Origin of the sequence: Actinomadura sp. 7K507 (assembly GCF_004348425.1) — a bacterium.
GTDB lineage: Bacteria > Actinomycetota > Actinomycetes > Streptosporangiales > Streptosporangiaceae > Spirillospora.
In genome coordinates this window covers 1-19,804 of record NZ_SMKK01000063.1, presented here as the reverse complement: position 1 = coordinate 19,804, position 19,804 = coordinate 1, and the positions used below count along the sequence as shown (strand labels likewise).

Here is a 19,804-nt window from a genome sequence, read left to right as displayed (position 1 = left end):
TGTATCTAAAATTCTTGGACACGCTTGCGGGTGTAAATCAGTGCCGTCATGGCGTAAGCAGAAGGTACGGCCTTACCCCCGGCGTGAAAGGCGTGGCTGTGGTGTCCGCGGACTCTCCCTCCCACCCGTCGCCGCCAGGTCACGTCCTACTGGCCCCTGACAGGTTCCCGGGAGCGCTGACCGCGGCGCAGGCGGCACGGCACCTCGCGGCCGGGCTGCGCCGCGCCCGGCCCGGCGTCCCGCTGGTGGAGCTCCCGGTGGCCGACGGCGGGGAGGGCACCGTCGAGGCCGCGGTGGCGGCCGGATGGCGGCGGGTCGAGGCGGAGGTCTGCGGGCCGACGGGCCGTCCGCTCACCGCGCGGCTGGCGGTGAACGGCCGCAGCGCGGTGGTGGAGCTCGCCGAGGCGTCCGGCGTGCGCCGGCTGCCGGACGGCAAGCCGCGCCCGCTCGCCGCGTCCAGCATCGGGACGGGGCAGCTGCTCGCGCACGCGGTGCGGCTCGGCGCCCGCCGGATCGTCCTCGGACTCGGCGGCGGCGCCTGCACCGACGGCGGCGCGGGCCTCGTGCAGGGCCTCGGGGGCCGGCTGCTGGACGCGGTCGGCAAGGACCTCCCGCCCGGCGGGGCGGCGCTGCGCTCCCTGCACGCCCTGGACCTGCGCGGCCTGCCGGACATGTCGGGCATCGAGGTGGTGGTCGCGGGCGACCCGGCGGGACCGCTGCTCGGCCGCACCGGCGCCGCGGCGGTGGACGGGCCGCGCCACGGGGCGAGCCGCGACGAGGTCCGGCTGCTGGACGCGGGGCTGCGCCGCTGGGCCGACCTGGCGGAGGCGGCGTCCCGCACGGCGGCCCGCGACCTGCCGGGCGCCGGGACGGCGGGCGGCGTCGGGTTCGCCGCGCTCGCCTTCCTCGGCGCGACGATCGAGCCGGGCGCCTCGCTCATGCTCGACCTGCTGGGCTTCGCCGGGAAGGCGCGGGGCGCGCACCTGGTCGTGACCGGCGAGGGCTCGCTCGACACCCGCTCGCTGCGCGGCACCGCGCCGATCGGCGTCGCCCGCGCCGCCGCCCGCGCGGGCGCGCCCGTCGTCGCGGTCGCCGGGCGCCGCGGCCTCACCGGCGAGCAGCTCCGCAAGGCGCGCATCCAGGCGGCGTACGCGCTGGCCGACATCGAGCCCGACGCCGAGCGCCGCGTCCGCCGGGCCGGGCCGCTGCTGGAGCAGCTGACGGTCGCGATCGCGGACGAGTGGCTCCCCCCTGCGGGCCCGTAGCCCGGACCGCTCCAACCGGTTCGGATCGCTCCCCGGAATATTCGCCACTTTCGTGACGGACGAGTAGTCAGACGTTTACGATCTACGGAGCGGCGAACCACAGAACTCAACATCGGGCGAGGCGGGCACGGCATGGCCGAAGAGCAGTACGACTGGGCTTCACTCGGGATCGACACCACCAAGCCGAGCATCGCCAGGACCTACGACGTGGTCCTGCGGGGCAAGGACAACTTCGAGGTCGATCGCGCCTTCGTGGCCGAGATCGTCAAGATCGTTCCCGAGATCTACGACGTCGCCACCTACAACCGGGAGATCCTCGGCCGCGGCGTGCGGTACCTGACCGCCGGGGCGGGCCTGCGCCAGTTCCTCGATCTCGGCTCCGGGCTCCCGACCGTGCAGAACACCCACCAGGTCGCGCAGGCCACCGCGCCCGGCACGCGGGTCGTGTACGTCGACAACGACCCGATCGTCCTCGCGCACGGCCGGGCGCTACTCGCCGAGAACGCGAACACCACCGTCGTGACCGCCGACGTCCGGGAGCCGGAGAAGATCCTCGCGCACGACGAAGTGCGCCGGCTCATCGACTTCGACCAGCCCGTCGGGGTGATGCTGGTCGGCATCCTGCACCACCTGCACGACGACGAGGGGCCGCAGCGGATCGTGAAGACGCTGATGGACGCCGTGCCGTCCGGCAGTCACCTCTTCGTCACGGCGTTCTGCGCGTCGAGCCCGGAGGCGGCCGACGCCGAGGTCCAGTACCAGGGGCTGCTCGGCACGGGACGTTTCCGCACGCCCGAGGAGATCACCCGCTACTTCGACGGCCTGGAGCTCCTCGAACCCGGCCTGGTCCCGCTGCCGCTGTGGCGGCCCGACGTGGACGTCCCGGACGAGCTGACCGTCGGCCAGCGCCTCATGTACGGGGGCGTCGCCCGGAAGCCCTGAGCGTGCCGGCGACGGTGCGGCCGGGTTGACACGGTGTAGCCGAACGGGCCGATGCGCTGACACCTTGCCCATGGCGCCGGGACGCTCCGCGCCGCACGCTGGAGGCGTACGCCCGGTCAGCGCCGACCATGAGGAGCTCCCGTGAAGATCGGTGTCCCCCGCGAGGTCAAGAACCACGAGTACCGGGTGGCCATCGCCCCGGCGGGAGTGCACGAGCTCACCCGCCACGACCACGAGGTGTTCGTCGAGCGCGGCGCGGGGCTGGGATCGGCGATCCCCGACGACGACTACGCCGCCGCGGGCGCCAAGATCGTGGACGGCCCGGACGAGGTCTGGGCCGAGGGAGAGCTGATCCTCAAGGTCAAGGAGCCGGTGGCGTCCGAGTACCACCGGATGCGCGACGGCCAGGTCCTGTTCGCCTACCTGCACCTGGCCGCGTCCCGCGAGTGCACCGGCGCGCTGCTGTCCGCCGGCGTCACCGCGATCGCGTACGAGACCGTCCAGCCGCCGGGCGGCTCCCTGCCGCTGCTGGCTCCCATGTCCGAGGTCGCCGGGCGGCTCGCCCCGCAGGTCGGCGCGTACAGCCTGATGTCGTCCAACGGCGGGCGCGGCGTCCTGCCCGGCGGCGTCCCCGGCGTCGCGCCGGCCAAGGTGGTCGTCATCGGCGGCGGCGTGTCCGGACTGAACGCGGCGCAGATCGCCGCCGGGATGGGCGCGGACGTCACGGTGCTCGACGTCGACGTCGACCGCCTCCGCCACATCGACGCCGTCTATCAGGGCCGTATCCGCACCCTGGTGTCGAGCGCGTACACCGTCGAGCGGGAGGCCCGCGCCGCCGACCTGGTCATCGGCGCGGTCCTGATCCCCGGCGCCAGGGCGCCCAAGCTCATCTCGAACGAGCTGGTCGCGGGCATGAAGGCCGGTTCCGTCCTGGTGGACATCGCGATCGACCAGGGCGGCTGCTTCGAGGACTCCCGCCCCACCACGCACGCCGAGCCCACCTACCGCGTGCACGACTCGACGTTCTACTGCGTCGCGAACATGCCGGGTTCGGTCCCCAACACCTCCACCTACGCGCTGACCGGTGTCACGCTGCCCTACGCCGTCCAGATCGCCGGCAAGGGCTGGCGCCGCGCCCTGGAGACCGACGCCGCCCTCGCCCGCGGTCTCAACACCCACGCCGGCGACCTCGTCCACGCCCACGTCGCCGAAGCCCACTCCCTCCCCTACGTGCCTCTCACCTCCGTCTTGGACTGACCGCGAGCGCATAAGGTACCCATTAGGGGATTTCCCCAGGGGTATCCGGGCGTGCGCCCTCGGAAGAATGTGAGGACGGAGATGGCGACCAGCGAGACCCCCACCCGCGGGTACACCGCCACGAAGGACCAGCTGCAGACGCGGCTTGCCCGGATCGAGGGGCAGGTGCGCGGCATCGACCGGATGGTCGACGAGGACCGCTACTGCATCGACATCCTCACGCAGATCAGCGCCGTCCAGGCCGCGCTGGACAAGGTCGCGCTCGGCCTGCTGGACGGGCACGTGCGGCACTGCGTGGCCGAGGGCGCCGAGGAGGGCAAGGGGGACGCGATGTCCACCGAATTGATGGCGGCCGTGGGCCGGCTCATGCGCCGCGGCTGACCGGTCACCCGCCGGGGTGCGGGAGCGGCGGGTCCCCGGGGCGGGTCACGAGGCGACGGACCAGGTGGCCAGGTCCGCCTCGTGCTGGCGCGTGAGGAGCCTGGCCCGCTGGGCGTCCGGGGAGTAGCGGTACCGCTCGGGGACGACCTGCGACGTCCGGTACAGGCCCTTGAGCGTCAGCGTCGCGGCCAGGTCGGACGTGGGCAGCCCCGGCAGCCCGTACATGCGGCGGGCCCAGCGCGGCAGCGTCGCGACGACCAGCGACCCGAGGGCCGGAGCGGCGAGCTTCAGCGGCAGCAGCCGGCGCGGGACGGCCGGGTTGAACATGCGGCGCAGCCCGTCGCGGGCCTCCCGGCACGCCCAGATGCGCCGCCGCATCTCCTCGTAGTACTCGTCCATCTCCGCGACCGTGGCGGGCACGGCCCCGGGGTCGAGCCCGACGACGGCGGCCGCGCGGCGCTGCTCGTCCACGAACGCGTCGGCGTCCGCGGCGGTCAGCGGCACGCCGGCGCGGCGCGCCACGTCCAGGTACGACTCGACCTCGCCCAGGTGCACCCAGAGCAGGTTCTCCGGGTCGTCGACCGCGAACGTCTCCCCGGTGCGCATGTCGAGGCCGGTCAGCTTCGAGTGCAGCTTGCGGACCCTGCGGCCCACCCGCTCGACCTCCGCCTCCGTCCCGTAGGTGCGCACGCGGACGAACTCGACCGTCCGCCCGAGCCGCGCCCAGGCCGCGGACGGGTCCATGAGCTCGGAGTTCTGCGCGGTGCCCCACATCGACCGCGGATGCAGGCCCTGCAGCAGCAGCGCCCTGATACCGCCGACGATCAGCACGGGCTCGCCCATGACCCGCCAGGTCACCGAGCCGGGCCCGAACAGCCCGTGGCCGGTGCGCTCCTGCGCGCGGGGGGACGAGACCAGCTCGTCGTGCACGTCGACCACCGCCTTCCGTCGCCGCGGCCGGCCGGCAGCCCGGTCGCGGTGACGGAAAACTTACCCCGCATTGACGCGCGTCACACGATCAGTCCTGGTCATCGTCCTCGACGGCGTCGTCGTGCTCCCCGGCCTCGGTCTGCTCGGTGATCCAGGCGAGGTAGTCCATGCTGCCCGCCACCACCGGCGTCGCGATGATCTCCGGAGTGTCGTAGGAGTGCCCCTCGGTGATCAGGGACGCCAGCTCCTCGAAGCAGTCGACGGAGGTCTTGAAGAGCACCATCCACTCCTCCGCCGACTCGATCTCGTCCTCCCACCAGTAGGTGCTCGCGATCGGGCCGACGAGCTGGGCACAGGCCGCGAGCCGCTCGGCGACCGCGGACTTGGCCAGCTCGGCCGCCTCGGCTCGGGAGTCGGTCGTCGTCGTCACCTGAACGAAAGAGTGGGCCATGGCACGACTCCTTCCCTTTCACCGTTCGCGCACGCCACCGGGCCGTTCCGGGACATGGTCACCGCCCGGCCGGCCGGACGACCAGCGCGCTGCCGCCGCCCCGGCGCACCGGCTCCGCCACCGCCTGCACGAGCCCGTGCCGCAGGATCTCCAGGCCGGTCGCGGCGCCGATCACGCCCGCCGGCGGGCCCGGGAAGACCTCCAGCCGGTGCCCGCGCGCGGCCAGGTCCCGGCCGTAGGCGTCGATGAAGGGCTGCTCGGCGAACACCTGCGGGGTGTTGCGCTGCGTCGCGCGCGGGGCGTTCAGCGCGGCGGGCAGGTCCATGCCGAGGTCGACGCGGTTCATCAGGATCTGCAGGACGGTCGTGATGATGGTCGACCCGCCGGGCGTGCCGAGGGCCAGCTTCGGGCGCCCGTCCTGGAGCACGAGCGTCGGGGACATGCTGCTCCGCGGGCGCTTGTGCGGGCCCGGCAGGTTCGGGTCGGGCGCCTGCCCGGGGTCCGGCGGCCGGAAGGAGAAGTCGGTCAGCTGGTTGTTGAGGAGGAAGCCCCGCCCGGGGACGGTGATGCCGCTGCCGCCGAACTGCTCGATCGAGAGGGTGTAGGAGACGACGTTGCCCCACTTGTCCGCGACGACGAGGTGGGTGGTCTGCGGACCCTCGCGCGCCAGCCGCCCGGTCCGGGTCCCGGGCGGGACGCACCGCTCGTAGTCGCCGTCGGGCGAGCCGGCGGCCACGGGCGCGGCGGCGGCCCGGTCCGGCTCGATCAGGCACGCGCGCTCGCGGGCGAACCCGGACGACAGCAGCGCGTCCACGGGGACGTCGACCTTGTCGGCGTCGCCCAGGTAGCGGCCGCGGTCGGCGTAGGCGAGCTTGGACGCCTCCAGGTAGTAGTGCAGGGCCGTGGCCGGATCCCGCCGGTCGAGCCGGAAGCCGCCCATGATGTTGAGCGCCTCCCCCACCGTCGTGCCGCCGGACGAGGACGGCGGCATCCCGTACACGTCCGTCCCCCGGTAGGAGACGTGCGTGGGCTCGCGCACCAGGGCGCGGTAGGCGTCGAGGTCACCCGGTCCCATCAGGCCGGGACGGACGTCGCGGCTCGCGTCCGGGTCCACCGGCGGGTCGGCGACCGTCCGCGCGATCTCCCCGCCGAGCCGTCCCTCGTAGAACCAGCGGGTGCCGCGCCTGGCCAGCTCGCGGTAGGTGCCGGCGAGGTCGGGGTTGCGGAAGACGGAGCCGACGGCGGGGACCCGCCCGTCCGGCAGGAACAGCTCGCGGGTCGGGACGATGTCGCGGAAGCGCTCCGCGTTCGCCGCCGTCTGGTCGTGGAACTCCCGGTCCACCACGAACCCCCGGTCGGCGATCTTGATCGCCGGGCGCAGCAGGCGGCCGAGGTCGCGGGTGCCGAACCGGCGCAGGGCGAGGTCCCACTGCGCGAGCGTGCCGGGCACGCCGACGCCGAGCCCGCTGGTGACGGCCTCGTCGAACGGGAGCGGCTCGCCGGTGGCGGGGTCGATGAAGGCGTCCTGCTTCATCCGCTCCGGCGCGATCTCACGGCCGTCGAGGGCGTGGACGCGGCGCGTCTTCGCGTCGTAATAGGTGATGTAGCCCCCGCCGCCGATCGCCGCCACGTGGGGCTCGGTGACGCCGAGGGTGGCTCCGGCCGCGACGGCCGCGTCCATCGCGTTGCCGCCGCGCTCGAGCACCTCCAGCGCGGTCCGGCTGGCGTACGGGTCGACCGTCGACACCGCGCCGCCGTAGCCGGTCGCGACCGGCTGCTTGCCCGGCGGGCGCGGATGCCCCGCGGCGGCGGGGGCGGGGGCGGCGGAGACGGTCAGGGACGCGGCGGTGGCGAGCGCGGCCACGACGGCCGTGCGGCGTGACGACGGGGAGCGGAGCACCGGACCTCCAGATGAACGCGGCGACCCCACGGTGCCATCGATCTTCGTCCGGCGCCAGCAACAAAGATCGTAAAGCGCTTTCTGTATTGGAAATCCCGGGCCTATTCGGTCCGGAACGCTCCATTAGAAACCGATTCGGTGTGTGCCCAGCGTGATTAGGGCGCTGCTCCACGTCGCCAGTGCGGGGCCACCACCAGGCGGTTTGGCACTATCCGCCAATAGATCGGCGGCACCGATCCGCGGCCGAACGTTGCGATTATGGTCGCACCTGGTGAATTCTTAGGGGCTTCGGCAAACCATCTCGCGATCAGCGGCGCGGGTTCAGCGCCCCCGGCCGGGCGGCCTGGGGGGAGATCACCTATGACCTGGGACATGCGCATGCGCAACAACATGTTCCGGCGGCTGCCGGTGGAGCGGGCGACCGGAAGGCTCTACGGCGGCAGGCACCGGCTCCGCGTGGTCTACCGGACCCGGGACCTCGTCGTGCTCGGCCTCGGCGTCATGATCGGCTCCGGCATCTTCAAGATCGCCGGTGAGCAGGCGGCCGCGACCGCCGGGCCCGGCGTGCTCGTCTCCTTCCTGATCGCCGGGGGCGTGTGCCTGCTGGTCGCGCTCGCCTACGCCGAGCTGTCCTCGATCATCCCGGTGGCGGGCAGCGCCTACTCCTTCAGCTACGTCGCGTTCGGCGAGGTGTGGGCGTGGATCGTCGGCTGGGCGCTGGTGCTCGAGCTGCTGCTGGCCGCGTCGGTGCTGGCCCGGGTCTGGTCGCTGTACGCGACGCAGGCGCTGAACGGCTTCAGCGTGCCGATCCCGGGGTGGCTCGGCGACCTGATCGGGCAGCAGCAGGGCCCCGACCTCTTCGCCCTCCTCATCCTGCTGCTGGTCGTGCTGATGCTCGCCACCGGCAGCCGGATGAGCCTGAAGACGCTGTGGTTCATGGTGATGGCCAAGGTCGTGGTGATCGGGCTGGTCATCGCCACCGGTCTGCGGTTCTTCAGCCCCGGGAACCTCACCCCGTTCCTGCCGCCCGCGCGGCCGGCGCCCGAGGGAGACCACACGGTCCTGGACGCCCTGCTCGGCCTGGCCGGCGGCGGGACCCCGGAGGTGTTCGGGGTCTGGGGCCTGATCGCGGCCGCGCCCGCCATCGCGTTCGCCTACATCGGGTTCGACCTCATCGCGACCGCCTCCGAGGAGACCGAGGACGCCCCCCGCAAGGTGCCGCGCGGCATCCTCACGGCCCTCATCACCGCCGTCGTGCTGTACGCGGCGGTGGCGGTCGCGCTGGTCGGCATGGTCGGCATGGACGGGTTCGCCGCGCTCGACCCGGACAAGCTGCTGATCGCCGCGGCGTTCGACTCGGTCGGCGCGGGCGCGATGGGCAAGGTCGTCGACGTGGGCGTGGTGCTCGCCCTGACGACCGTCATCCTGGTCGTGCTGATCAGCCTGACCCGGGTGATCTTCTCGATGTCGCGCGACGGGCTGCTGCCGCGCCCGCTGGCGTCCATGAGCCGCTACCGGGTGCCGTCCCGCGCCACGCTGCTGGCGGGCGGCGCGGCGGTCGTGACGTCGCAGACGATCGACGTCCTCACGCTGGAGCAGCTCGTGGTGATGGGGACGCTGTTCGCGTTCCTGTTCGTCCCGGCCGCCGTGCTGGTGCTGCGCCAGTCCCAGCCCGACCTGCACCGCCCGTTCAAGGTGCCGGCGGCGTCGCTCACCGCCATGTTGACGATGTTCGCGGTCGGCTGGCTGATGGTGAACCTGAAGGTCCAGACATGGGGCTACTTCGCGGTCTGGATGGCCGCCGGAGTGCTGCTGTACCTGGTCTACGGGCGCCGCAAGAGCCAGATGAGGCTGCTGCTGGACGAGCCGCCGCCCGGACCTCCGGCCGCGGTCCTGCCGGCCGCGCCGCCGCCTGGCGGCGGTCCGCCCGCCGGCCCGCCTCCCCCCGGCGCCGCCGCGTACCCGCCGGGCGTCGAGCCCGTCGGCACGTACCCGGCTCCCGAGCCGTACGGGACGGGTCCGTGGCCGGGCGACCCGCGCCCCGGGCCGGTGAACCCGGAGAGCCCGTACCCGACGGGCCGGTACTCGGCGGGGCGGCAGCCCGGCGGCCAGTTCGCCGCCGACCCCGCCACGCCCGGCGACCCGCATCCCCACGGCCCCGACCCGTACGGCTCGGACCCGTACGGCCCCGACCCGTACGGCTCGGATCCCTACGGCTCGGATCCCTACGGTCCGGGACCGCACGAGGGCCGCCCTCCGCAGGACGGGGAACGCCAGGAACCGCCGCCGGGCGGCCGGCACCGCCGCTGAGTCCGCCTTCCGAGGGCGCCGCTCCCATCCGGGGGCGGCGCCCTCGTCCGTGTCCGGAAACGGACTGGACAACGGGCACCGCCTGAACTAAGTTGCACTCATATCGAGATGAACTCAATGTGAGATTAACTCAGGATGAGATCGGCAGGAGAGGCACGGATGACCCCGGACCCGAGGCGCGACGAGAGCGAGTTCCTCGCGAGCTACGACCCGCGCGACTACGACCCGGTCGCCGTGACCGTCGACGTCGTGGCCCTCACCATCCGCGACGGCGCGCTGCACGTGCTGCTGGTGCGGCGCGGAGGCGCCCCGTACGAGGGGATGTGGGCGCTGCCCGGAGGATTCGTCCAGGCGGGCGGGCCGCTTCAGGGCACCGACGCCGAGGACCTGCCCGCCGCGGCCGTCCGGGAGCTCGCCGAGGAGACCGGGCTCAGCGCCAAGGGCGGCGTCCTCGGCCGCGTCCATCTGGAACAGCTCGGAACCTACGGCTCCCCCGGCCGCGACCCGCGCATGCGCGTCATCTCCGTCGCCCACCTGGCGTTCGCGCCGGAGCTGCCCGACCCCGAGGCGGGCGGGGACGCGGCCGACGCGGCGTGGGTGCCGGTGGACGCGCTCGGCCTGGCCGAGTCCGGCGACCAGCGTCCGGGCACCACCCGCCGCCTGGCGTTCGACCACGCGCGGATCCTTTCGGACGGGCTGGAGCGGGCGCGCGGGAAGCTGGAGTACACCCCGCTCGCCACGGCCTTCTGCGGGGGCGAGTTCACCGTCCCCGAGCTGCGCGCCGTCTACGAGGCGGTGTGGGGCGAGGAACTGCACGCCGGCAACTTCCACCGGAAGGTCCTGTCGGTGCCCGGGTTCGTGGAGAGCACCGGCGCCACGTCCGACCGGGGCGGCCGTCGCGGCGGCCCCCGGCCCAAGCTCTACCGGGCCGGCGACGCCCGCCTGCTCCATCCCGCGCTCCTGCGGCCGGGCAGGGAGGAGGAGATCAGATGAGCGACCACGGACTGCGCGAGGCGCTGGCGCGGCTGGACCGGGCGCGCGTCCCCGCGGACCTGTTCGGCGACGACGAGGCCGGGGCGGCACGGCACTACCGGCGGCTGGCCCGGCTCCTGCACCCGGACGCGACCGGCGGCCGCACCCGCGACGCGTTCATCAGGCTGAACGAGCTCTGGCGCACCTACAACCGGGACGACGCCACCCTGATCACGACGCGCCGCCACGCGTACCGGCTCGACGGCGACGCGATCGGCGGCGACCTCGCCCAGCTGTACAGGGCGAGCCGGGGGGACGGCGGGCGGGACGTCATGCTGAAGATGCCGCGCGACCCCCGCGACGGCGACCTGCTCGAACGCGAGGCGGTGGCGCTCCGGCAGCTTCCCGAGGACGGCGACCGGAAGTTCCTGCCGTACGTCCCTCGGCTGGTCGAGTCGTTCCGGCACCGGGACTCCGCGACCGGGGCGCGGCGGCAGGTCAACGCGATCGCCGCGCTGGACGGGTTCCACAGCCTGGCCACGGTCGGGAAGGCGTTCCCCGGCGGCGCCGACCCGCGCGACGTGGCCTGGATGTGGCGGCGGCTCCTGGCCGGCCTGGGCTTCGCGCACCGCGCGGGCGTCCTGCACGGCGCCGTGCTGCCCGACCACGTGATGATCCACCCGGAGGAGCACGGGCTGGTCCTGGTCGACTGGTGCTACTCCGTTCCCGGCCGCTACGCGGCCACCGACCCGAGCGGCCGGGTGCCCGCGATGGTCGCCCGCCAGGCCGACCGGTACCCGCCCGAGGTTCCGGGACGGCGGCCGGCGAGCCCGGCCACCGACATCTACATGGCCACCCGGTGCATGACCGACCTGATGGGCGACAAGGCGCCCAAGGCGATGCGCACGTTCGCGCGGGGCTGCACGCTGCCCGCGCAGAACCGGCGCCCCTCCGACGCCTGGCGCCTGCTGGCCGAACTGGACGAGCTCCTGGAGAAGCTCTACGGCCCGCGGCGCTTCCGCCCCTTCCACCTGCCGACGCCCAACTGAGGGCCACGCCCCAACCGAAGGAGACGACCATGGGAAGCGGAAACTGGTCCACCGACGTCTACGCCGCGCAGGCGAGCTACCGCGCGTCCTCCGGCGCCAGCGCGTTCGCCTACTCCGACGGCGGCGCCACCACCGTCCACCCCGACCTCGACCCGCGCGGCGTGACCGTCCGGGAGAGCCGGGACTCCGACGACCACCCCGAATCGCTCGCGATCGGCGTCCTGTTCGACGTGACCGGCTCGATGGGGCACGTGCCGCGGACGCTGCAGACCAAGCTCCCCGACCTGCTCGGCCTGCTGCTGCGCAAGGGCTACGTGGAGCACCCCCACATCATGTTCGGCGCGGTCGGCGACGCGACCTGCGACCGGGCGCCGCTGCAGGTCGGCCAGTTCGAGGCCGACAACCGGATGGACGACGACCTCGGCAAGATCCTCCTCGAAGGCGGGGGCGGCGGCCAGATGCGCGAGTCCTACGAGCTGGCCATGTACTTCATGGCCCGGCACACCGCGATCGACTGCTTCGACAAGCGCGGCAAGCGCGGCTACCTGTTCATGATCGGCGACGAGCTGGCCTACCCGGAGATCAAGCGGCGCGAGGTCGCGAAGGTCATCGGGGACGAGCTCGACGAGGACGTCCCGGTCGCCGGGATCGTCCGCGAACTGCAGCGGATGTACGAGGTGTACTTCATCATCCCGGAGGGCGCCTACCACGCCGGCAGCCGCGAGCTGAGGGACTTCTGGCGGGGGCTGCTCGGCCAGCACGTCCTCTACCTGGACGATCTCGACGCGGTCTGCGAGACGATCGCGCTGACCATCGGGCTCGCCGAGGACGCCATCGACCTCGACGAGGGCCTCGACCACCTGTCGGAGGCGGGCTCGGACGCGGGCGCGTCGGTGTCGCGGGCGCTCGCCCGGCTGGACTCGTCCCGCGCGCCGGTCGCGGTGTCGTCCGCGCCGCCCGGCCTCGGCACCGCCGGCCCGTCCGCGACGACCCGCCTCTGAGCCCATGGGACACGTGATCGTCGTCGACCTCGGCTTCGGGGACGCGGGCAAGGGCACGGTCGTCGACCACCTGTGCTCCGCCGCGTCCGGCACCACGAGCCCTGTCGTGGCGGTCGTCCGGTTCAACGGCGGCGCGCAGGCGGCGCACAACGTCGTCACGGCGGACGGGCGGCACCACACGTTCGCCCAGTTCGGCTCGGGGACGTTCACGCCCGGCGTCCGCACGCACCTGTCGCGGTTCATGCTCGTCGACCCGCTCGCCCTGGCCTCCGAGGCCGACCACCTGCGGGCGCTGGGCGTGCGCGACGCGCTCGACCGCCTGACCGCCGACCGGGACGCGCTGCTGACGACGCCGTACCACCGGGCCGCCAACCGCGCGCGGGAGTCGGCGCGCGGCGCGGACCGGCACGGGTCGTGCGGGATGGGCATCGGCGAGACGGCGTCCTACGCCCTCGCGCACGGCGGCGCGCCGCGCGTGGGCGACTGCCTGTCGCCCGCGCGGCTGCGGCGCCGGCTCGCCGCGCTGCACGACTGGTACCGCGACACCTTCCCGTCCGGCGGGGACGTACCGGACGTCGATGCCTGCGCCGGCGCCTTCACGGCGTTCGCCGAACGGGTCGCGACCGTGGGCGGCGACCACCTGCACGGCCTGCTCCGGACGGGCGACGTGGTCTTCGAGGGCGCCCAGGGCGTCCTGCTGGACGAGTGGCACGGCTTCCACCCGTACACGACCTGGTCGACGACCACGTTCGCCAACGCGGAGACGCTGCTGGCCGAGGCGGGCGAGCCGGCGGCGCGGCTCGGGGTGCTGCGCGCGTACGCGACCCGCCACGGCCCCGGCCCGTTCGTCACCGAGGACCCGGTGCTCACGGCGGACCTGCCCGAACCGCACAACGGCGCCGGCCGCTGGCAGGGCGCGTTCCGCGCCGGCCACCTCGACGCGGTCGCGCTCCGCTACGCGCTGGACGTGGCGGGCGGCGCGGACGGCCTGGCGGTCACGCATCTGGACGTAGCAGGGGCACGTCCAGACCTGCGCGCCTGCCTGGCCTACGAGATGGACGGCGAGCGGGCCGGGCGCCTGGAGACGGGCCCGCCCGACCTGGACCGCCAGGCCGCCCTCACCCGCCGCCTGCTCCGGGCGCGTCCCGTCTACGCGCCGCTCGGCCGCGCGGCGGAGACGATCGAGGACGTCCTCCGGACCCCGGTCGTGCTGCGTTCCCACGGGCCGTCCGCAGCCGATAAACGTCCTGGCCACCTCCGGACGCCCATTGACCTCGGCGCCGGCTGAGTTCAAGATCTGCTGAACCCCGCCGATCTTCCGGAGGTGGACGGTGCGTCTCCCCCAGCGCACGTTCTCGGCCGTCACGGCGCTCGTCGCGTCCCTCGCGCTGCTGGCCGTCCCGCCCGCCGTGCCGCCCGCGGCGGCCGGCGCCGGGCCCGGCTGCGACCCCATCGACCCGGCCGCCTGCCTGCTGCCGTTCCCGAACGACTGGCACACGGTGCGCGACTCCGGCACGCCGACGGGCCGCCGGGTCCACCTGCGCACGACGCTGAAGAACGTGGCCGGCCTCCCGGTGCGGCCGCACGAGTGGAACCGGGCCGACGGCTTCTCCCCAGGATCGATGCTGCTCAGCCGCGTCCCGGGCCTCGACCTGACCCGCACCGGGGCGGCGCCGGTCACCGACATCGGCTCCTCGCTCCGCGACGACGCCCCGATCGTCATCGTCGACACCGAGACCGGGGAACGCTGGCCGTACTGGGCGGAACTGGACGCGAACGCGCCGGACGACCGCAAGGCGCTCATCGTCCGCCCGGCCAGGAACCTCCGCGAGGGACACCGCTACGCCGTCGCGCTCCGCGACCTGCGCGACGCGTCCGGGAACCGGATCGAGCCGAACGACGCGTTCGCCAGGATCCTCGGACCGGGCCTGCCGCCCGGCGACCCGCTCCACGGGCGGCAGCGGGACACGCGGCAGGTCCTCGCCGCCCTCGATCGCCACGGGGTGAGCCGCGACGGCCTCTACCTCGCCTGGGACTTCACGGTCGCGAGCGGGCAGAGCCTCGCCGGGCCCATGCTCCACATGCGCGACGAGGCGCTCCGGAAGCTCGGCGACCGCTCGCCGTCGTTCTTCGTGACGCAGGTGACCGACGACGTCGACGACCACATCGCCCGCGAGGTCAAGGGGATCGTCTGGGCGCCGAGCTACCTCGACCAGTACGGCGGCCTGCCCGGATCGGCGCTGCACCGCGGCCGGGACGGGAAGCCGGCACGGCTGCCGGGCAACTCCCAGGCCGTCCCGTTCCAGTGCGAGATCCCGAGATCGGCGTTCGAGGAACCGGCCCGTCCCGCCCTCTACGGGCACGGACTGCTCGGCGGCGAGGACGAGGTCGGCGCCGGGAACGTCAAGGCCATGGCCGGCGAGCACGGCTTCGTCTTCTGCGCCACCAAGTGGATCGGCATGTCGGAGGAGGACGTCCCCAACGTCGTCACGGCGCTCGCCGACCTCACCCGCTTCCAGACGGTCGCGGACCGCACGCAGCAGGGCCTGCTGAACTTCATCTTCCTCGGCCGCGCCATGACCCGCGGCTTCGCCGGCCACAAGGCCTTCCAGGACGGCTCGGGCGCGTCCCTGATCGACACCCGCGCCGAGCTGACCTTCGACGGCAACAGCCAGGGCGGCATCATGGGCGGCGCGCTCACCGCCGTGTCGCCCGACATCCGCCGCGCAGTCCTCGGCGTGCCGGCGATGAACTACAGCACGCTGCTCAACCGCAGCTCCGACTTCCCCCAGTACGGGCAGGTCCTCGACCTGTTCTACCCGGACAAGCTCGACCAGCAGATCGGCATCGCGCTGATCCAGATGCTGTGGGACCGCGGCGAGGCCAACGGCTACGCCTGGCACATGACGGACGATCCGCTGCCCGGCACGCCGGAGCACCGCGTCCTGATGCACGTCGCGTTCGGCGACCACCAGGTCGCGCCGGTGGCCGCCGAGGTGCAGGCCCGCACGATCGGCGCCCGCCTGCACGCCCCGGCCGTCAGGCCCGGCCGCAAACCCGACAAGGTTCCGTACTGGGGCATTCCGACGTTCGGCTCCTCCCACGAGGGGTCGGCGATGGTCGTCTGGGACAGCGGCTCCCCGCATCCGCCCCTCACCAACACCCCGCCGTCCGAGGGCCGGGACCCGCACTCGGACCCGCGCAACGACGCCGACGCCCGCAGGCAGAAGGCGATCTTCCTCAAGACCGGAACCGTACGGGACGTGTGCGGAGGCGGACCCTGCGTCATCACGCCCTGACCTGCCCTGCGATGATCAGACCATGCTCCAGGTCTGCCCGAACGGAAGCCGGACCGAGGGCGTGCCGGTCTCACCTGAGGAGATCGCCGCCGCCGTGCGCGCCGCCACCGACGTCGGCGCGCAGGACGCGCACGTGCACCCGAGGGACGACGCCGGAGCCTGCACCCTGGACGCGTTCCACGTCGCCGCGGCCGTCACCGCCGTCCGCACGGCCACCCCGTCGATCGGCGTGGGCGTCACCACGGGCGCGTGGACGGCGCCCGATCCGGGCGAACGCGCGGCGCTGATCCGCTCCTGGACGGTCCTGCCCGACCACGCGTCGGTGAACTTCCACGAGAAGGGCGCCGAACTGGTCGCCGAGACCCTCTTCGAACGCGGCGTCGCCGTCGAGGCGGGCATCTTCTCCGGCACCGACGCCGCCGAGCGCTTCCTGCGCTGGCCCCACGCCCACCACGTCCGGCGGATCCTCGCCGAGGTCGCCGACACCGATCCGCAGACCGCGACGGGCACCGCCAAGGCGCTCCTGCACGATCTCGGCACCCGGCTCGGCCGCCCGATCCTCCTGCACGGCGAGGATGGCGGCACATGGCCCGTCCTGCGCCTCGCCGCGCGGCTGAACCTGGACGTCCGCATCGGCCTGGAGGACACGCTCACCCTCCCCGACGGGGCTCCGGCCACCGACAACGCCGTCCTGGTCCAGACGGCCCGCGCGCTCATCACGCCGTAACGCGGGACGGGCGGGGCTCAGGAGCGTGGATTCGCGTCGGCGTCCATGCGGGCCCAGCCCGCCTCCCACAGGTCGTAGCGGTGGCGGTCGCAGCGGCGGCGGACCAGCGCGTACACCAGCAGGACGGGCAGCCCGCAGCCGAGGACGGCGGCGGCGCCCGCGTAGGCGGCGTCGGTCACCGTGCGGCTGTGCGGGCGGGGCCGGACCGTCGGGGCGCCGTCGCGGTCGACCCAGATCCTCCGCTGCGCCCCGATCTTGGCGTTCTTCCAGCTCGGCAGGGTCCCGGCGCGCGGCTCGCCGCCCGCCCCCCGCCAGGTGGCCTGGACGGTCTCATGGATGTAGCGGTCCCCGGACGAGCTGGTCGCGCCGGTCGCGGTGACCGTCGCCACGACCAGCCGGCGGTTCGCCCGCTCGGCGTTCTCGGCCCGGACGCCGGCCTCGTAGGACCAGGACGCCGCCCAAGCGGCCAGCGGCGGCGCGACGCCCAGCAGGAGCACGAGCAGCCCGAGGGCGATCGCCCGCTGGACGCGGTCCACCCGGCGGCGGAGCTCGTTGCGTTCCAGGCCGAGCCGCCGCCGCAGCCTGGTGAGCGGCCCGCCTCCGCGGCCGATGCCGGACCCGCGCATCTGTGTCACCTCCCCGGGGAGTGCCCTCCCGGCAAGAGGTCGTCAGCCATCTTCTCCCAGGATATTCCCGCGCCCGCTGATCGGCACGTGGCCGGTGGCCGAATCGTTTCCGGAATCGCGTCCGGTATGCCGAAACGCTGGCCGGATCCGGCCAGGATCCGGCTCTCCACCCGGCCCCCCGTCCGGCTCGGGGTCCCGGTTCCGGTCACGGCCGCCGGCGGCGAGCGCGAGCAGCGCCCCGAGGACGCACATCCCGGCGGTGATCCAGAAGATCTCCTGGTACTCGGTGCGCAGCGCGTCCTGCACGGCCGCGTTGTAGACCTTCATCTGGCGCGCGAACTCGTCCTCCGACATCAGGAACGGCAGCGGCGGCTTCAGGTCGGCGGTCAGCTCGTGGAACCGGTAGAAACCCCACGCCGACAGCGCGGAGATCCCCAGCAGCATCCCCATCATCCGCGCCACGACCACGGCGGCCGAGGCGACGCCGTGCCGCGCCGCCGGGACGAACCCCAGCACCGCCGACGACACCGGCGCGATCACCAGCCCGAGCCCCAGCCCGGTGATCACCAGATCGGTGTCCATCCGCGGCAGCGGCCCGTACGAGGCGCTCGCCAGGTCCGCCGGCCACGCCGCGATCAGCAGGTAGCCGATCGCCGACACCGCCATGCCCGCCGCCATCGGCCACCGTTCGCCGAACCGCCTGGCGATCATCCCGCCGGCCACGGCCGCGACCGGAAGCGCGACGAGGAACCTGGTGAGCAGCAGGGCCCCCTCCGTGGCGTCCTTGCCCAGGACGGTCTGCGCCACCAGCACCACGTCCACGAGCGTCACCATCAGCGCCGCACCCGACAGCAGGCTCACGCCCAGCGTGGCCAGCAGCGGCCCGCGCCGCACGCCCGACAGGTCCAGCAGCCTCGTGCGCGCCTTGATCTCCCAGAGCACGAACACCACCAGGACCGCGGCGCCCGCGGCCAGCACCGGCGGCCCCCAGGACGGAAGCGCCGACTCCTGCGGCTCGGGGTTGTAGACACCCGCGACCAGCAGCCCCAGCCCGAGCGCCAGCAGCAGCCCGCCGGCCACGTCCACGCCGGGCCTCGGCCCCTCCCCGCGCCCGCCCGGCACCGCGTACTGGACGCCGACCATCGCCAGCAGCACCAGCGGAAGGTTGATCCAGAAGATCGCCCGCCAGTCCATGACCGCCGCGATCCCCGCCCCGTACAGCGGGCCGAGCACGCTGCCCAGCTCCTGCGCCGCGCCCACCGCGCCCAGGACCACGGGCCGCTGCCGCTCGTCCCACAGGTCCCCCGCCAGGGCCATCGTCACCGGCAGCAGCGCGCCGCCCGCGACGCCCTGCACCACCCGGCCCGCCGTCAGCAGCGGCACGTCCCCGGCAAGCGCGGTGACGACCGAGCCGACCGCGAAGAACACCAGGCACGCCTGCAGCAGCGGCCGCCGCCCGAACCGGTCCGACAACTGCCCGAGCAGCGGCATCGCCGCCACATACCCCAGCAGGAACCCGGTCAGGACGGGCGTGACCCGCTCCAGCCGGTTGATCGGGACGCCGATGTCCTTGACCACCGGCACCAGGATCGTCGTGACGACGTAGGCGTCCAGCGCGGCCAGCATCACCACCGCGCCGCCGGCCCCGATCGCGACCCGGCGACGCTCCCTCACCGCGGTGCGCTGATCTTGTAGGGGGCGTCGAACTCGGTGAACGAGATCACCACCGCACCCTGGTTCTCCGGGAACGCCCCGCGCACCTTCACGAGCCGGTGGTCGGCCTTGTTCACCCAGACCTGACCCTCCAGGTCCGCGTTGATCCCCGGAATGAGGCCCGCGATCCGGTCCTTCGGCAGCTTGGTCCCCACCCGGTAGGTCTCCTTGCCGTTCACCTTCTCGACGGCCTGCGGCTCCGGCTCCGCCGCCGACTCCAGCAGCTTGGAGATGCCGCGCTGCGGATCCAGCACCGCCGACGGGTCGTACATGCTCGCGGCCAGAGCCTTCGGGACCTTGCGCCAGCCGCCCGTCCCGGCGTCCAGATAGATGCTGTCCCCGACCGCGACGACCTTCATCTCGACGTTCTGGCCCTGCTGCTCGACCGTCAGCGTCCCCTCCGCGTCACCCTCGCGGAGCAGCTTCAGGTCGCCGCCCTTCACGATGACGGGCGTCGTGCCCTCCGACTCCACGGTGAACGCCACGCTCTTCAGCTTCGCCATGGACTGCGCCGACTGCCGCAACGTCTGCGCGGCGTCGAAGTCCGCCTTCCCGGCGGGCTCGTCCGATCCGCCCCCGCTGCACGCACCAGTGGAAACCAGCGCCAGCAACACGGAAACGAGGACGAGGATGCGTCTGGACATACGCGGGACCCTACCGACGGGTACCCGCACCCGTCACTCGGTACGAGGTATGACATCGCCCCACCGCGAGTAGGACCCCGCGGGGACGCCGCCGCTCATTTCTCTGTGGCAGTCGCCGTTTCCCCACCGCTAAGATGAGATCGGCAACGCCCCCACCGTCACCGGGGGACGCCTCGGGGCGGTAGCTCAGCTGGTCAGAGCAGGAGACTCATAATCTCCCGGTCGCGGGTTCGAGTCCCGCCCGCCCTACGTCGCCGGGCGAGGTGTGTCCGCGGAAAGCGCGGACCTTCGCGACTTCGCAATGCTTTCCCGGGGGGCGACCCCCGGACCCCCGATG

General features: G+C 73.5%; 17 protein-coding genes and 1 tRNA gene. 12 read left to right on the top strand and 6 right to left on the bottom strand.

From position 1 onward, the window contains the following. The first annotated feature begins 101 nt into the window (after positions 1–101). The 4 genes from E1285_RS16405 to E1285_RS16390 all read left to right on the top strand — a co-directional run bounded on the left by E1285_RS16405 (position 102) and on the right by E1285_RS16390 (position 3,845). The gene (locus E1285_RS16405; RefSeq protein ID WP_243722821.1) at positions 102–1,265 is read left to right on the top strand and encodes a glycerate kinase; all 1,164 of its coding nucleotides are present in this window, start codon (positions 102–104) and stop codon (positions 1,263–1,265) included. Positions 1,266–1,397: 132 nt separating this feature from the next. Further along, on the top strand, positions 1,398–2,207 hold the full coding sequence (locus E1285_RS16400) for an SAM-dependent methyltransferase (RefSeq protein ID WP_132152876.1): 810 nt from the start codon (positions 1,398–1,400) through the stop codon (positions 2,205–2,207). Between the two features lie 141 nt (positions 2,208–2,348). Beyond that, the gene (gene ald, locus E1285_RS16395) at positions 2,349–3,464 is read left to right on the top strand and encodes an alanine dehydrogenase (RefSeq protein WP_132152874.1); all 1,116 of its coding nucleotides are present in this window, start codon (positions 2,349–2,351) and stop codon (positions 3,462–3,464) included. A gap of 81 nt (positions 3,465–3,545) precedes the next feature. Further along, on the top strand, positions 3,546–3,845 hold the full coding sequence (locus tag E1285_RS16390; RefSeq protein WP_132152872.1) for a metal-sensitive transcriptional regulator: 300 nt from the start codon (positions 3,546–3,548) through the stop codon (positions 3,843–3,845). Positions 3,846–3,890: 45 nt separating this feature from the next. Here the strand turns inward: E1285_RS16390 and E1285_RS16385 are convergent, their stop codons facing one another. The 3 genes from E1285_RS16385 to ggt all read right to left on the bottom strand — a co-directional run bounded on the left by E1285_RS16385 (position 3,891) and on the right by ggt (position 7,126). Then, on the bottom strand, positions 3,891–4,784 hold the full coding sequence (locus E1285_RS16385) for an oxygenase MpaB family protein (protein ID WP_243722820.1): 894 nt from the start codon (positions 4,782–4,784) through the stop codon (positions 3,891–3,893). A gap of 79 nt (positions 4,785–4,863) precedes the next feature. Continuing rightward, positions 4,864–5,226, bottom strand: a complete 363-nt coding sequence (gene cutA / locus E1285_RS16380) for a divalent-cation tolerance protein CutA (protein WP_132152870.1) — start codon at positions 5,224–5,226, stop codon at positions 4,864–4,866. 58 nt (positions 5,227–5,284) lie between these two features. After that, entirely contained in the window at positions 5,285–7,126 is a 1,842-nt protein-coding gene (gene ggt, locus E1285_RS16375) for a gamma-glutamyltransferase (protein ID WP_132152868.1), read from the bottom strand. 360 nt (positions 7,127–7,486) lie between these two features. Between ggt and E1285_RS16370 the strand changes: the two genes are divergently transcribed. From E1285_RS16370 to E1285_RS16340, 7 genes are all read left to right on the top strand, one after another. Continuing rightward, complete coding sequence (locus E1285_RS16370) at positions 7,487–9,436, top strand: APC family permease (RefSeq protein WP_243722819.1); 1,950 nt, start codon at positions 7,487–7,489, stop codon at positions 9,434–9,436. A gap of 159 nt (positions 9,437–9,595) precedes the next feature. Next, positions 9,596–10,429, top strand: coding sequence for an NUDIX hydrolase (locus tag E1285_RS16365; protein ID WP_132152866.1), 834 nt, complete (start codon positions 9,596–9,598; stop codon positions 10,427–10,429). Then, a complete protein-coding gene (locus E1285_RS16360; RefSeq protein WP_132152864.1) occupies positions 10,426–11,457 on the top strand; it encodes a molecular chaperone DnaJ in 1,032 nt (343 codons plus the stop codon). Before E1285_RS16365 ends, E1285_RS16360 begins: the two co-directional genes overlap by 4 nt. A 29-nt stretch (positions 11,458–11,486) precedes the next feature. Beyond that, a complete protein-coding gene (locus tag E1285_RS16355; RefSeq protein ID WP_132152862.1) occupies positions 11,487–12,458 on the top strand; it encodes a hypothetical protein in 972 nt (323 codons plus the stop codon). Between the two features lie 4 nt (positions 12,459–12,462). Further along, a complete protein-coding gene (locus E1285_RS16350) occupies positions 12,463–13,746 on the top strand; it encodes an adenylosuccinate synthetase (protein WP_132152860.1) in 1,284 nt (427 codons plus the stop codon). Positions 13,747–13,789: 43 nt separating this feature from the next. Beyond that, complete coding sequence (locus E1285_RS16345; RefSeq protein ID WP_132152858.1) at positions 13,790–15,757, top strand: hypothetical protein; 1,968 nt, start codon at positions 13,790–13,792, stop codon at positions 15,755–15,757. A 22-nt stretch (positions 15,758–15,779) separates the two neighbouring features. After that, positions 15,780–16,484 (top strand): 3-keto-5-aminohexanoate cleavage protein, encoded by a 705-nt coding sequence (locus tag E1285_RS16340; RefSeq protein ID WP_132152856.1) that lies wholly within the window; start codon positions 15,780–15,782, stop codon positions 16,482–16,484. Between the two features lie 17 nt (positions 16,485–16,501). Here E1285_RS16340 and E1285_RS16335 read toward each other — a convergent pair whose 3' ends face one another. The 3 genes from E1285_RS16335 to E1285_RS16325 are packed head-to-tail and all read right to left on the bottom strand — an operon-like array spanning position 16,502 to position 19,467. Next, a complete protein-coding gene (locus E1285_RS16335; RefSeq protein ID WP_132152854.1) occupies positions 16,502–17,110 on the bottom strand; it encodes a hypothetical protein in 609 nt (202 codons plus the stop codon). A 42-nt stretch (positions 17,111–17,152) separates the two neighbouring features. Further along, positions 17,153–18,784 carry an MFS transporter gene (locus E1285_RS16330; RefSeq protein ID WP_243722818.1) on the bottom strand — a complete coding sequence of 544 codons (1,632 nt, stop codon included), beginning with the start codon at positions 18,782–18,784 and terminating at the stop codon, positions 17,153–17,155. After that, positions 18,781–19,467, bottom strand: coding sequence for an LppX_LprAFG lipoprotein (locus tag E1285_RS16325; protein ID WP_132152852.1), 687 nt, complete (start codon positions 19,465–19,467; stop codon positions 18,781–18,783). The genes E1285_RS16330 and E1285_RS16325 overlap by 4 nt, the downstream gene beginning before the upstream one ends. Before the next feature lie 175 nt (positions 19,468–19,642). Here E1285_RS16325 and E1285_RS16320 point away from each other — a divergent pair. Continuing rightward, positions 19,643–19,716 (top strand) — tRNA-Ile (locus E1285_RS16320). Positions 19,717–19,804: the final 88 nt, after the last annotated feature.

Bases quoted from the DNA above. Each gene is read 5' to 3' on its own strand.
- E1285_RS16400 (WP_132152876.1), top strand. From the start codon at position 1,398: ATGGCCGAAGAGCAGTACGACTGGGCTTCACTCGGGATCGACACCACC.
- E1285_RS16390 (WP_132152872.1), top strand. From the start codon at position 3,546: ATGGCGACCAGCGAGACCCCCACCCGCGGGTACACCGCCACGAAGGAC.
- cutA (WP_132152870.1), bottom strand. From the start codon at position 5,226: ATGGCCCACTCTTTCGTTCAGGTGACGACGACGACCGACTCCCGAGCC.
- E1285_RS16370 (WP_243722819.1), top strand. From the start codon at position 7,487: ATGACCTGGGACATGCGCATGCGCAACAACATGTTCCGGCGGCTGCCG.
- E1285_RS16365 (WP_132152866.1), top strand. From the start codon at position 9,596: ATGACCCCGGACCCGAGGCGCGACGAGAGCGAGTTCCTCGCGAGCTAC.
- E1285_RS16360 (WP_132152864.1), top strand. From the start codon at position 10,426: ATGAGCGACCACGGACTGCGCGAGGCGCTGGCGCGGCTGGACCGGGCG.
- E1285_RS16355 (WP_132152862.1), top strand. From the start codon at position 11,487: ATGGGAAGCGGAAACTGGTCCACCGACGTCTACGCCGCGCAGGCGAGC.
- E1285_RS16350 (WP_132152860.1), top strand. From the start codon at position 12,463: ATGGGACACGTGATCGTCGTCGACCTCGGCTTCGGGGACGCGGGCAAG.
- E1285_RS16340 (WP_132152856.1), top strand. From the start codon at position 15,780: ATGCTCCAGGTCTGCCCGAACGGAAGCCGGACCGAGGGCGTGCCGGTC.
- E1285_RS16335 (WP_132152854.1), bottom strand. From the start codon at position 17,110: ATGCGCGGGTCCGGCATCGGCCGCGGAGGCGGGCCGCTCACCAGGCTG.
- E1285_RS16325 (WP_132152852.1), bottom strand. From the start codon at position 19,467: ATGTCCAGACGCATCCTCGTCCTCGTTTCCGTGTTGCTGGCGCTGGTT.